Origin of the sequence: Nostoc sp. 'Peltigera membranacea cyanobiont' 232, assembly GCF_002245985.1 — a bacterium.
GTDB lineage: Bacteria > Cyanobacteriota > Cyanobacteriia > Cyanobacteriales > Nostocaceae > Nostoc.
The window spans coordinates 16,980-30,966 of the sequence record NZ_NOLK01000091.1 but is presented as its reverse complement, the minus strand read 5'-3'; the positions used below and the strand labels follow the sequence as shown (position 1 = coordinate 30,966).

11 protein-coding genes are annotated in these 13,987 nt (G+C 39.8%); 1 reads left to right on the top strand and 10 read right to left on the bottom strand.

Features of this window, described 5'->3' with window-relative positions; translation table 11 throughout:
• From CDG79_RS25420 to CDG79_RS25380, 8 genes are all read right to left on the bottom strand, one after another.
• On the bottom strand, positions 1-933 hold a 933-nt coding region (locus CDG79_RS25420), incomplete at its 3' end, for a S8 family serine peptidase (protein ID WP_145982903.1).
• 504 nt (positions 934-1,437) lie between these two features.
• Positions 1,438-1,614 carry a hypothetical protein gene (locus tag CDG79_RS42755; protein ID WP_189525127.1) on the bottom strand — a complete coding sequence of 59 codons (177 nt, stop codon included), beginning with the start codon at positions 1,612-1,614 and terminating at the stop codon, positions 1,438-1,440.
• A gap of 190 nt (positions 1,615-1,804) precedes the next feature.
• Positions 1,805-4,306, bottom strand: a complete 2,502-nt coding sequence (locus CDG79_RS25405) for an AAA-like domain-containing protein (protein ID WP_223278315.1) — start codon at positions 4,304-4,306, stop codon at positions 1,805-1,807.
• Positions 4,299-5,699 (bottom strand): AAA-like domain-containing protein, encoded by a 1,401-nt coding sequence (locus tag CDG79_RS25400; RefSeq protein ID WP_223278314.1) that lies wholly within the window; start codon positions 5,697-5,699, stop codon positions 4,299-4,301. The genes CDG79_RS25405 and CDG79_RS25400 overlap by 8 nt, the downstream gene beginning before the upstream one ends.
• 83 nt (positions 5,700-5,782) lie before the next feature.
• Entirely contained in the window at positions 5,783-7,810 is a 2,028-nt protein-coding gene (locus CDG79_RS25395) for an NACHT domain-containing protein (protein WP_094344607.1), read from the bottom strand.
• 19 nt (positions 7,811-7,829) lie between these two features.
• On the bottom strand, positions 7,830-8,330 hold the full coding sequence (locus CDG79_RS25390; RefSeq protein WP_223278313.1) for a hypothetical protein: 501 nt from the start codon (positions 8,328-8,330) through the stop codon (positions 7,830-7,832).
• Entirely contained in the window at positions 8,317-9,027 is a 711-nt protein-coding gene (locus CDG79_RS25385) for a pentapeptide repeat-containing protein (RefSeq protein WP_094344606.1), read from the bottom strand. The genes CDG79_RS25390 and CDG79_RS25385 overlap by 14 nt, the downstream gene beginning before the upstream one ends.
• Positions 9,028-9,064: 37 nt before the next feature.
• Positions 9,065-11,161: a pentapeptide repeat-containing protein gene (locus tag CDG79_RS25380; RefSeq protein WP_094344605.1), complete on the bottom strand. Its 2,097-nt coding sequence runs from the start codon at positions 11,159-11,161 to the stop codon at positions 9,065-9,067.
• A 446-nt stretch (positions 11,162-11,607) separates the two neighbouring features.
• Here CDG79_RS25380 and CDG79_RS25375 point away from each other — a divergent pair, with 446 nt between their 5' ends.
• Positions 11,608-12,369: a DUF6748 domain-containing protein gene (locus CDG79_RS25375; protein WP_094344604.1), complete on the top strand. Its 762-nt coding sequence runs from the start codon at positions 11,608-11,610 to the stop codon at positions 12,367-12,369.
• A 337-nt stretch (positions 12,370-12,706) separates the two neighbouring features.
• Here the strand turns inward: CDG79_RS25375 and CDG79_RS25370 are convergent, their stop codons facing one another.
• Positions 12,707-13,030, bottom strand: coding sequence for a hypothetical protein (locus tag CDG79_RS25370; RefSeq protein ID WP_094344603.1), 324 nt, complete (start codon positions 13,028-13,030; stop codon positions 12,707-12,709).
• Between the two features lie 241 nt (positions 13,031-13,271).
• Positions 13,272-13,796: a DUF1648 domain-containing protein gene (locus tag CDG79_RS25365; protein WP_094344602.1), complete on the bottom strand. Its 525-nt coding sequence runs from the start codon at positions 13,794-13,796 to the stop codon at positions 13,272-13,274.
• Between the last annotated feature and the right edge of the window lie 191 nt (positions 13,797-13,987).

Here is a 13,987-nt window from a genome sequence, read left to right as displayed (position 1 = left end):
CTGCTCCCCTGACCCCTGCCCACAGCCACAACCTGAAGCTGTGACCGTTTCCAAAGCATTTGACACAGTTCCTCCAAACAAGTATTCAAGTGAACCAGGGATATTGATTTTGCCAACCAAACATCGACTTTGATCGGAGCTATCGGCAATTGTACAAGGCAAAGCGCTGTTCAAAATTGCCGCTCTCACTTTTTGTGGATCGGGGGTTTCTCCCCGCTGAATTTGCAAACTTAACAGTAGTGCTGCCACTCCTGTTGCGATCGGTGTGGCAAAACTTGTCCCACTCAACCGTGTTGTTCCGCCTCCGGGTTTTGCCCCCAGAATATTTTCGCCTGGTGCCAAAATGCCTTGAGTTTGGTAACTCTCGCCCCAGTTACTGAAGTCGATGGGCTTACCTTGCTCGTCCATCGCCCCAACGGCTAACACGGCAGGCATTGCTGCCGGAACGTGTAAACAAGCACAGCCATCGTTGCCTGCTGCCGCTACAATCAGCACATTATTTTTCTGACAAAGCTGAACCGAGCGTTTAAGCCACCCTTCTGCTTCGCCTTCATCAGTGAGTTGTCCACCGCTAATGTTAATAATATGCGCTCCAGCATTTACAGCTTGCTCGATCGCACGGGCTAAATCGAGTTGAGACAACTGTCGTCCTTCATGTGCGAACACCGGAACGATCAATCCTTTACATTGAGGGGCAATTCCCCTGACAGGAGTACCCGACTGACCAAAAATGATACTGGCAACATGAGTGCCATGCAGAGACATCCCGCCATTAGGATTTGCCTCTCCAGTAACTAGCGTTGGTAGCAGGGTCAAGTCTGCTCCCAGGAAACAGGGATGTTTTAAATCAATTAGTCCATCAAGTACAGCAATGCAAATTTGGGGGCTACCGGAGGTTTTTGCTGATAGTGGCTCAAGAGCTAAAAGATTCATTTAGAAGAGCGCTTATGGGCTGTCAACTTTTTTACTTTCTTAAAAGATTACACCATGTCAAGCTGCTGCAAACATTTTTTCTTTACAATCCTTTTTTACTGGGATCAGATAGTATGAAGTCAAGAAAATCCGTTTTTTGATGCGTACTCCAGACCCGATACCCGAATTGTTTTCTTATAAAATTTTTGTACTACAAGATATAGGCTGGGTAGGAGCAACGCGATTTTTTAAGGTTGGACAAAAAACAAGCGATGTCTACGACGGGCTACGCCTACGCAGGGCTGGAGCGTACAAATCAAATAATTCTTATTCTACTGAATCGGCAGACCATAACCACATAAGAAAAAGAAAACTCCTGCTGGTTGGCTAGATAAAATTTAGCATTTAGCGTGGGAAGTGTTGATGTGGGGAGGAGTAGCGATCGCAAAACTTTGTCCACCTGAAATTGAATAACTTAACCGCTTCGTGATGCAAGGAGTTTGTAAAATTTAAGCAATTATGGTATCATCCAATGGCATCCAGCATTTTCGCAACTGGGGCAAACTTTAGAAGAATGCGCTGCCAAATATCGGGGGTTTTGTAAAAAATATCGACCACAGGCAAAGCCAGAAAAACGAAATCATTGGGGTAGCAGCTTTTTGCCATCGGTAATGAAAGGCGGTAAGTCGAAGAAATCTTCATCGGGATAGATGAGCCTACCTTGGAACAAGCAAAAAGTAACAGAATCCACGGAGGTGCATAAAGTAGCAGAAAAATTTATTCAGGCAAACTGCTATCAACCCCCAGTGCCAGGTATCGGATTTGTGTATGAAATGCTGATTACTTCGTGGAAAAATAGGCTGTAATAGATATTTACAAACTTCTGAAAGCCTTAAACGTTACACTTTACAAGTCGCAGCGCGAAGAAAGAGGACCACCAAAGAGGACTTTCCTCTCTAAACTTCAACCCATTATACCCTCTCTCAAAACGGTTAACCAATAGTACAGGTAACGCCATTGCTGACGGTAGGCTCCCCAACGAAGGGTTATCAGTTTTTTGGTTGTCATCATACCATCCAACTGCCATAGCAAAGCGAAAATAATTTTCATAATCTTTGCTAGTTAAGTCTTCTGATTTTATACCCAGCCGATTTCCGGTGCTAATCCATATTTTCTTTTGCACACTAAAGCCAAAACGTTTGTCAGAATTGTTAACCCAAAGGTGGTCTATGTTTTGCAGGTCTGAACAGAAAAAGTTATTTATAAAATTATTAGTAGAGTCGATTTTTAAATCGCCTTTTTCGCCTTTTTGTATTTTAGCAATATTGAGAATAAGTTCCCATGTTTGTTGATCAGCTTCTTGCCATTTTTTTACCTTCAAAGAATATTCAATATGAGCATATAAATGTTGGATAAGGGATTTTTCAACTCGTTTTCTTAATTTTTCTTCTGTATTATTTTTCGAGAGTAGCTCTATTAAGCTTTGATGAACAAATTCAATATCTTTGGGTGTGATAAATTGTTTACTTTTTTGAAAAGGGCTTGTTTTTTCTGGGTATTTTTGAAGAATGTTAAATATTTTTTTATAAGATTCTATAACCTTGCTTTTTTCCTTTTTATGTATTAGTAAATCCTTTTGAATTAGATTTGCCAAAATTTGACTTTGTAATCCTTCATTAGAAGTACTATTTGCATTATTTTCTAAAATATTTAGACTTTCTGTAATTACATTTCCTGCTTCATTCCACTTTTCAAGTTGCTGATATGCTTGTGAAATATAAGCTAACAGCATTGCTCGTTTAATTTCATAGTCTTTAATTTCATAGACTAAACCTATTTGTTCCCTAGCCTGACTTGCTTCAGTTAGTTTATTCTTTCTATCAAGTTCTTCACTTAGCTTAGATAAGGTTGAAATCTGTTTGGTAGTTTCTCGTATTTCTTGGATATTCTTACCTGCCCAAATTATAGAACTTGCCGCTCCTAGTAAGGTCAGCACTAAAACAACAGAGCCAATACGAATCCGACGTTGAGCTTTTTTATTAGCTTCAGCTAATACCTCATTCCTTTTTTCTGCTGCCTCTCTGTCCTGTCTTTCTCGTTCCAATCCAGCTTCTTGTTCTAATGCAGCTATTTCCTCTTCTCGTTCCTTCGCTTGACTCGCTGCTAAAAACTGCGTATCCTGATAACTTAAACTCTTATATCTCGACCACTCCAGTGCATCCTGTAACGCTTTTCCCCGCAATAGTCGAGATCGATCAGTTCCCCCAGAAGCTACCCAAAACTTAAAATTTTCGGAGTAGGGACGCAGATTTTTTAATTGAATTTTAATCCAATAGGAGTCAAAAACTTCTTTATATATGGGATTATAAACTCTTAAATTATTCTGCTGTCTAATAACTAATCCCGAAAGTTGTAACTCGCTTTGTTCTAAAGTATCATCTGCTGTAATCTCGGATTCCTCCTCTCCCAATCGAATTTGCTGATACAACTCCAGCAAATATCCAGCCCGTTGTTCATCTCGCAAAATCCTAGCTTGAATTGTCCGTAGATGCTCAGGCTCATCCTGTGATTCCCAGTTTTCGATAATCCGCGATCTCACAACTTGCTCTACTGAACGGGGGTTATCTTGCTCAGATTCTTCAAACATGAACTGACACAACTTTTGAGTCAGAAATGGTTGCCCCCTCGTCCACTGCAATATTTCTTGTATTATTGTTTGAGGATTATTAAACTTTCCCTGCAAACCCTTCTCTAATGGTTCAGCCTCATGCAGTTGAAAGCCTTTGAGAGAAATAGCCTGACCAATATTAAACGGGGTACGCTGTTTATCTTCAATCAAATTACTTGGTGATGCCACTCCAAGTAAACAGAAAGTAAGACGCTTATATTCAGGATTATCAACTCGCTTGTTATAACAGGCACGAATCAGTGCAAAAAAGTCATCTGTAGGAAAATTCAGACTGAGTACGCTATCAATTTCATCAATAAAAATAACAATATTCTCTTGAACTTCAACAAGTAATACTTCTTCTATAAACTTGCGAAATCTTGTAACCAATGAATTTAACTGATTTGCCTCCCACCAATCACCAAAGTCTAAATCTAATCCAAAACTGTCAATGAGCGTGTCAATTAAGTCTGCATACCATTGTTCGGGAGGGACATTCTGGATACCTCCAGCAGAAAGGTCAACGGCTGCACACTGTACGCCATCATCTCTTAATCGCTGCATGGTTCGCACACGCAAGCTGGACTTTCCACTTTGGCGCGAATTTAATACGTAACAAAACTTCCCCGCTTTCAGCCCTTCATATAACTGTGTATCAGCTTCTCGTATGACGTAGGTGCTGGCATTTTCAGGTAGACTTCCAGAGAATATGTATTGGTCAACCAAGATTTACCTGCTCCAAACGAGTTGAGAAGTACTGACGATACAAATCACAACTAGGAACGCAATCATTACTAACAAGTTTTATTAATCCCAAGCTATGCAACTTAAAGGTAACTTCAGTATCTAGCCTCATAGGTGCATTCGTCATTACTACTTTTTTATACCCTATCTCAAGCTGGGGATTATGTTGTAAATGCCACAGTTGTTGCCGCAAGTGGTCACTGAAGATTCCTTGCTCTGTTGGTGCAAGTCTTAACAATTCTTCTAAGGTCACTTGCTGGTTTTTCAGATGGGCAATCGCAGATTGTATCAAATAAGGATGTCCCCCTAGCAACTCCATCAACCCGCTTAAGTCCTGTTCTCCCAGGCTTAACTCATTCTGCTTGGCGAGTTCTGTTACTTGTTGCAAGTTAAATTCGGGTAAGTCAATCGCCAATCCCACATTAAACGGGGAGTGATTACTGTCCAATGAAGGATAAGATTCAGTTGAATGAACTACTACTAACCGCAGTTTTTTCCAAATATTACCAATCTTGTCTCCTTGTTTCGCTGCTTCATACCATCCCCGCAGTAACAAGCAGAATTGGGGGAAAATCTCTGGATATTCAAACAGTCGCTCAAAGTTATCTATGGCTAAAACTAAGGGAGTATCTGTAACCGATAATAAATATTTTTGAAAATAACGAGTACAGTTTTTATTCAGCCCAAAAACTTCTTGCCAGTGTTTATCTAGTTGGGGTTCTCGCTCCAGGCTGTCAGCAACATCAATACACAACCATTGTAGAAATGTTTTTAAGTTAGCCAGAACATCAATATCAGCCAGTTGTAAATCTAATTTTGCGGTTTGATAACCCTGGTGTCTTGCATAGTCTAGGGTTTTCTCCAGCAGTAATGTTTTACCCATTCTCTGCGGGGCTTTGAGACGAATCAATGCCCCTGGTTGCACAATTGCTTTATAGCATTTATCCTCAATTGGTGGTCGTTCTATATATATTGTTGTGTTTGCCGCTAACCCAGAATCATCACTAGCTTGCAACTGTCGTTCAATTGCATCCAACTTGTCACCAAGTTCCTTCAGGGTGCGCTCCTCTACCTGAAGCTGTTGTTCGTATTGGAACTTGCGGGATACATCAGTTTCAATAACCAACGCTGTTCGTAGATTTGCAACTTTCTGGCTTTGAAGGGTGTAAGCTTTTTCAGAGAGCGATCGCTGCCGTTGACTCTGCGATTGGACTGAATTACCTGATGCCACAGCCTGCTGCCCAAAGTGAATATTGTAGATGTCGCCGCCTATGCGCCCTGCATTCACAGACTCAGCATTAATCAACCCGCCACCAAACTGGGAATTGTGTAAGTCGTTCTTGGAGACTTGCTTTGGGTCTTCTGAGTCCGGCATGGGTTAAGCTTGAGCAGGTTTAAGCGACATTGTTGTAAATAATATCACCATTGTTTTTTAGGACAATAGATGCAAATTTTTTCTTAATCTCGCTTGAAATCCATTTGTGCGAAGTGGTCTTGCAGCAGTTTGTGGATGAAGCGGTAGCGGCCGCCAACACGCTGGAGTAACATACGCTCGGTACAGTAATTGAGGAAACGGGTGTAGTTCCAGGGGATGTAGCCGTTGAAGTACAGAACAAGACGTAAAGAGAAGTGTTGGATACAGGCTTCACCACAGAATAGTCCTGTAATTACCCCAAACATTACCCCTCTATGCAGTCCAAAAATTAGCCATCCAATTACCCCAAATAATAGGGTTAATAAAACAGCATTGACACTAGATTTCCAAATGCCTTGATTAGGAATTAATTTTGTTTCTATAAACGAACCAGACTGCTCTCCAGCAAGACCAAAAACTAGTCCAAAAAACAACCCCAAAACTAATCCTAAAACCAACCCAAAAACCAATCCTCCAATTACCCCAATAATCAACCCAATAATCAGCCCTGTAATTAGTCCTGTAATTAGCCCAATGAGCTTTCCCCCTAGTCCTCCAACTACTCCTAAAATTAATCCTGCAAGCATTCCTCCAGTCAATGCTCCAACTAGCCCAAAAACTAGCCCAAAAAATAAAATCAAATCTAGCAATTCATAATTGAAATTAAACCAAGCGATATTTTCTATAAGTGTAATTTCTTGCAAATTACGTACATAAATAGAATTAAAAAATATTTCCAATATTAGTACTCTTGTGACTCCCCAAAGTGGAATCCCAATTACTCCTCCAATCAGTCCAAATAATGGAATTCCAATTAATCCAGCAATCAATCCAAATATTAATCCAAATATAAATTTGTATAACTTTTTACTATTTTTGCTAACTAACCAATATGGCTGTATTTCTTCAATCAATAACTCAGGTTTTGAATCTTTTTTAAGTTGTTGAGCTAGCCAATGGAGCCAAAATATAGTTTGTTCTTTTTTCGGAAAGCTCAACTTTGCGTATGTTTTAATTTTAACTTGACGCTCTAACATTCTTGATACATAAGTATTCAGTAAATATTCTAAGCGTGCTTCCGTATTTAAAAGATACTGCCATTTTTCAAGAGATATATCTTCCATAGCTAATACAGTAATACTTAATAATAAAGGTGTTTTAACTAGCTCTAGTAAATCGGACTCGTTGCTAATAATTGCCCATAAGTCTATTCGCTTAATATTAAAAAGGTAATTATAAATTTGGTTATTATTAAAAGGCTGTAAACAAACAGCACCATTGAGTTGAACCTGAGTAGAGTAATTGTTGTATTCTTCACCTCTACTACATATAACCATATAAGATGGACGCTCTTGGCTTAGTAAAAGCTGATTAATTCTTTGAACACAGATTTCTTGGCGCTGTGGTTTTAGTTCATCGAGAGCATCTAGAAAGAGTAATAGCTGATGGTTTTCTACCCACTGTTTACCAAGTTGGCTTGAGACACCGTATTTCAATTTAAGTTCAGTCAGTAACCAATCAGTTAAAGTTTGGCGGTTATCTTTCCAAGAGGATAAATTAAATAAAACTGGAACAGGATAATCAGGCTGTTCTTCTGCTCGTTGAATTAAAGCTTGTGCTAGTTCTAATTGTGTCGTTGTCTTTCCAGAACCTGGATTACCCAGGATTAAAAGTTTACCTGCTATTTCTTGAGAATCAAAAATATCTAAAATTGTTGTGCTATCTGAGAGAATTTCAGCAGGCTTTAAACCAATTTTTATTTCTGTATCCCAAGGTCGCTTTACTTGTTGCGGTTGTAACTCCTTTCTTAAATTAATCAGTAGAGTATTATGTAGAGACTGGCTTAACCGCGCTGTAACTTCTTGTTTGACTGTGGCTAGTAGTAAACGCTCATTCTTTGGTCTAGCAGGATTGCCTACTGGTGTTACTGTTGGCTGTCCCAAGAAGATATTCCAAATATCTCCGCCAACTCGTCCAGCATTCACTGTCTCAGCATTAATCAAACCACCGCCAAACTGTGAATTGCGTAAGTCATTACTGGAGACTTGCTTTGGGTCTTCTGAATCCGGCATGGGTTTGACTTGAGCGTTCTTAAGCGTCGTTGTTCTGAATGTTACCACCTATCTGGTCTACGTTGACAGTGTTAGTGTCCACCATGCCACCTGCAAACTGTGGATTTTGAATATTGTAGTTAGAAACTTTCCGTGGATTTTCTACCAGTGCTTTTTGTACTGAACCTTGCTGTTCCACTATGTCAAATAGGCGGTTAATTTGTGCTTCCTGTTTAGAAATTAAGGTATCCTTATCCTCAAGCCTTGTTTGGTACTGTGCTTCCAATACTTTAGTCGCAAATTCATAGCCCTGCATAAAGTCGCTGTGGATTTTCGTTTTGTTTGCATCAGGAGAGACAGCAACTCTGACTACGAGAATGCCGTCGCCTTTCTTCTCAATACTTTGGACATTTAATTGTGCCCCTTGGTTTTCGACTTCTATTTTTTTGAACGAGTAAGCGAAAGCATCCCAGTCAATGCCGTTGCGGAAGATTAGGTCAAGTGTTTCTAAGGATTTTTGGAATAACTTAGTACACGTCACCGCAAAAGGGGGTCGGAAATATCGATGCTTGATGTTGGGTTTCACTTCGTTCTACCCAACCTACGGATGATTGAATTCCATACCCTTTTTGTGGTGGGCTGTACTTAGTGAACTCGCCAGGGGCAAAGTTGCCACTGCTGGGACGGCGTTCTTGCTGGTTTTGGCGGAGGTAGATGTAGTCACAAATTACGTCAGTGAAGTTTGTATCACTGTTTATATGCCAGTCTTCTATGCAAGCTCCTGTTAAGTTTGCTGTGTTAAAATTGGTTGCTAGTGCTTTAGTTTCTATTAAGATAGCATTACTAAGATTAGCTCCAATAAGCTTAGATACACTCAAATCAGTTTCGGTCAGGTTAACTTGCCATAAATTAGCTTTAGTGAAGTTAGCAGCAATCAAATCAGCTTGACTTAAATCTGTTCCAATGAGTTTAGCCTCGCTTAAGTCAGAGCGGCTCAAATCTGCCCAACCAAAATCAACTCTACTAAGGTCAGCTTTTCTGAAAGTAGCTCGACTAATTTTTGCACCACTTAAATCAGCACCTTTAAAGTTAGCATTATTAAAGTTAGCTAATCTAAAGTCAGCACTAGGGAACTTAGCTTTTACAAAGTTCGGTTGTATAGAAAGATTTTTGTCTCGCCACTCATTCCAAACCTGCACTCCCTGTTTTAGTATCGCTAGATGCTCCTCATTCGCCATCACCAGCTAACCTCTCTGCTCACCTGTTGCAAACAAACTACTCCGCATCCTGCCACCCGTCGATTGATGCCAGCAGTATATTAATCAAAGGATTATCGATTAATTCCTTCAATGCTTCTGTTCCCCCAGCCTTCAACGCACCAATTACTCTTGCTTTCAGTGTGGGGTTACGCTCAATCTCTTCGACTGCCTTAGCCACAACGCTCATCTTCTCCGATGTGGTAGTCGTGGGGTTTGTCTGGCTTAATTGGTTGAGAAGCTGCTGAATCTCTGCTGCGGCTTGGGCGAGGTTCTGCTTTTGTTCAGTGGAGTAGTTGGTAATGTTACCGCCGATTTGTTGTGCGTTTACGGTATCAGCATTGACTAGACCACCTGCAAATTGAGCGCCTTTGAGGTCAAAGTTGGACTGTTTTTTAGAACCTTCTGACATTATAGTATCTCCTTGATTATTATAATTTTCGGCGTAAAAGCTAGGACGTTCTAGTGCTGTCATCACCATATTTTCCAATCTGCGGATTTGGCTCTCTTTTTCTGATAGTAACAATTTAATTTCTCGTTCATTTAAACCTTTAAATTGATTGTAATTATAAAAATATTCTGCACTCAAGTCTGATTTATTAGCTTCTGGTGAAGTTTTAGCACGAAGTAAGAATTTATCTTCACCCCGCTTCTCCATTGCGACAATTTCTAATTTGGCATCTGGATGATTTTCTGCTAGCTGTTTAAATGAAATTGCAATAGCACGGGGATCAACTCCACGATTATGATAAAGGTCTAACGTATCAACAAGTGGTTTTATAAAATTACCAAAATCTCCATCTTCAAAAACCTCTTGTATATTATCTGGTTTTCGGAGATAATTTGGCTTCTCGGCTGTAGGAAGCTGCATATAAACATATTCACACTTCAAATTATCAAATTTGGTATCACTGGTAATATTCCAATCTTCAATAAAAGCTCCTGTAAGGCAAGCACCCGTAAAGTCAGTTCTATCTAATTGGGTCTGTACTAATCTAGCTTGGAATAAATTAGCATCTTGTAAATTAGTGCCACTTAAGTTAGCACCAATAAAACTAGAATATTTGAGGTTAGCTCCTTGTAAATTTATTTTTTGTAAGTTTTGCCCATCAAAGTTGAGATTCTGCCCATCTCTTGTAACTAATAATTTCCGTAGCTGTATATTTTTCAGGTAAGTTTTACCAGGACGAGCTGCGTCAAGACATTTTGATCCATACCACTCAGTGCAGTTTAAAATTGCATCTCTAATATCAGTATTTTTTAGTGTGGCTTTGGTAAAGTTAGCATCTGTTAAATTAGCACTACGAAAACTTGTACTTCCTGTAGTAGCAAAAGCAGTTGCGAATGAAATAATCCACAGATTTTTTTCATCTCCAGCTAAAGCACATCGATTAATATACTTGCTAAATAACACAGCAGTTGTAGCAAATATAATGGCAGCGATTGCTGAAAAGATGCTGGTCGTAGCTTCCGTTTCCAATGTTGCGTTAACAGCAACAAAAATTGCTGTTACGATAGCAGTACCATTAACTAATAAATTATTAATTTTCTTTTTGTCAATAGCAGACGTAAAAGCTATAGTTACAATCAAAATAACAATTTCAGCAATAAGAAATGAAACAACTATAATAACGCTGTTGGCAATATTAGCTGCTTGATTAAGTATGGAAGTGGTTGAAGTTAATATTCCAATCGGGAAAGAAGCGGTTCCTAACCCTAACAATAAGAAACCTCCAATGAAAGTAGCAGCAACTACTCCCAATCCTAGTACAAAACCTTGATTAATAGTTATATTGAAAAATAATATAAGTATAATTAAAGAGATTAAATCAGCGATAAAAGATTGAATACTCCAATATTTAATTCTTATTATCGAAGAACCAATAATCCCTGAAATAATTCCTGATACTGCTGAAAGTACAAATACAATTAATAGTAATTTTTTTTGCTGATAGGGTTGTAATCCAGCTTTAGCGTGACTGAAGTTTGCACCTCTTAAATTAGCCTCACTAAAGTCAGCCCCTCTAATATTTGCATAGCTAAAGTTTGCCCCTGCAAGGTCTTGACCTTTGAATGAACGACCTCTGAGATTTTGACCGGAGAAGTCTTGGGGCATGGCTAGGCTTGTAAAAGCGAGGGTTTATGTTACATACAGCTTCAGTATCAGCTTTTACGGACTGTAACACAAGATTTCTGACCTAGTGCGCTTGTGCTTCCTGTGATCGCCTACAAGCAGAATATTGAGTCGGCTTTTGTTGTTCTTGTGTGATCGCCTCCGGCGGGCGCTCGCGCCATCGCAGGTTTAGCTAAATGCAGAGATTAGACCTACAGTCCGGTGATTCTGGGACAAAGTTTGTCTAAAACAATGAGTTCTTAAAATTCCTTTAAGGTTTCCCGCAAGGTTTTTTAACCTATTGTCAGTAGTGTAAAAGTTATGGTATTCCAATCTACCTTGTCAACTACGAGCTTGTGTATAGGTAATTTTGGCAGTTTTTGCCATAAATGCTGTCAACTCTGCTCTTAACAAAGGTATTTAACCCTCAAATAAAATCGAAAACTACCATGAACAAACAATCATTGAGCTACAAAGCCTCAATTATTCCTCTATTAGGTGCAATAATAGTTACTAACGGATTTTTCTCCAAAGTATCGGCGCAAAATATTTCTGCTCCAGAGACTACTGATTCTGTTGCCGCCAGTGTCAAAAACCAAGAGTTTCCACAGTGGGGATATTACATGGTGCGAAGAGATTTTCGCAAATGTGCTTCTCCAATATGCGGTGGATATTTTATAAAGCAAGTCAACTTGAAAGCTACTCCTTGCTTAGATGGTGTTTTTCGCTCTGAATGTTATGTGTCTGCAATTGATTGGAGTTCCCTGAAAGTCTCGCTTGACGAACTAATAAAAATTCAAAATGATGATGGTAGCCGTGTGATTCTCAGAGGTAACATCATTCCAGTCACATTTCCTCTCTTTGGTGAGTTTGGGAATTTGAGAGTAAAAGAAGCCTTCTATGCCGCGACAAACACCCCAGCAAAAGGGACTTTTGTGGCACTAAAAGACAATGGCATTCGTTGCATCACAACTCCTTGCTTTTCCATAGATAATCTGGTTCTAAATAAACCTAAGACTGCTCAAGTTTCATCAATTGATTTGAGTCAAACCGGTGCAACACAAAAACAACTTGACGCAGCAACAAACAAAATTTTTGATCAAAGTTTGATTGCTGTAGGTAAAACTGAGGTAGTAGAAAACGTAGATCCAACTAAGAGAGATACTAAGTTTGTGGCTATACAATTTTATTTGAGAGTGGAACCGAACTAAAGAAATAAGGTTATCTTTGCCACTGGCTCATCCTAAAACTGTGCGATCGCCTATCTCAAAGAAGCGTTACACACTTGCAAGGGAGTCAAGTCAACGGAAGCCGTGTTTGTGACAGCTTGCAATGAAGGGAGGAAGCCGGAGGCACAATAGGCCAAGTCTACTGTGATGGCGCAAGGGCCCACCGTAGGTGTTCGCTCCCTTTGAGTGGGCGAGGCGGCAAAGGATTGTGATTGCGCTGTCTGGGGAAACAGTGTACACGCCCCCAGGTGAGGCAGTGGAATTGCAAGAGATGATGCGACAGTATCTGATATGCGCGAGACTGCTGCTTTTTCAGCGATTACAAAGCATCCGTGCGATGTATGGATTCAATCAACTCCTCAACTTCTTCTTCGTCCAGACATTGTTTCACTTGGGTGGTGAACCACTCAAATTCTTCCGGTTCTGTGTCCGTGACTCGGTAGACCAGTAATGTTCCTGCAACACGGGTAAGAGTAAGAGGTGATGGAGAAACGTGGCTCAGTAGATCGCACGCATTCTGGTATATTTCCATGACTGATAATTCGGACAAAGGAGATCCTAACTGAGCAGAAAGCTGTTTTAGATTCTCCTGAATAGATGAATGGAAGTCTGGATCTTCGGGTTGGGAAAGAGGGTTACTCATAATTGTCCTTCAAATGCCATTGGATTGGAACTGAAAGCAATGGACTTGGAAACTCAGCAACGAGACGATTAGACGATTACGTACATCATACCCCCACTTGGAAGCTGCGCCATTCCATCACCTTTGCCTGGGTGACTCTAACTCAGGGTAGTTCAATCTACTCATCACGCCATGCAATAGGATTCCACTGTTCTTGTAATGCACTAATTAATAATGGCATTCGGGACTATTTTGTATGGCGTTAACGTGCCAGAAAAGATTGACTCAACCAATATCCAATTGTCGCAAATATAATTATTGATGTTACGGGTATAAACCATATCCCTAAATTGGGATTTTCTGTAGTCGCTAGATGGAATATTTGCCATTCAATGTAAAAAAATATCCAAACCATCTCGCTTTTTAACCAATTCAGCATTGAACAAGCAATTTGATACTGCCTTAAAGCGTTTTCTTCAGTAATTACAACTGGATAATTAAATGTATTGGGATAACGACTAATAAATGTTAAAAGTCCATAAATTGCTAAACCGATAATTGGTAACAACCACAGAACTTTTTTGCTCCCCCAACCATTAGCTTGTCCATCAAATCCAAAGTGGACAGGTATAGTATCCGGTAATCTTGACCAAGCGTGAATAGCGATGACGAATAATCCCACAAGTCCTACCAGTGCGCTCAAGTTTAGCATCTGTGCTGAATCAAATCCAAGAATTATAAGATCAGGTCTAGCATAAATAATGCCAAATAAATTTGGCTTATTCACTTATATTCTCTAAATTATATTCGGGAGTTTTACGCTTAAAGTTGCGGCGAATTCGGGGGAGAATCCGGGGTTTGACTTCTTGCTCTCGTGCTGGAATGACAATCCGGCGCTGATGATAATAATCAAGAAATTGCTGGTTAAGTTTTCGCAGTGGGGAATTGCTTGTGTTGATGGGGTGCTGGTGAATTAGG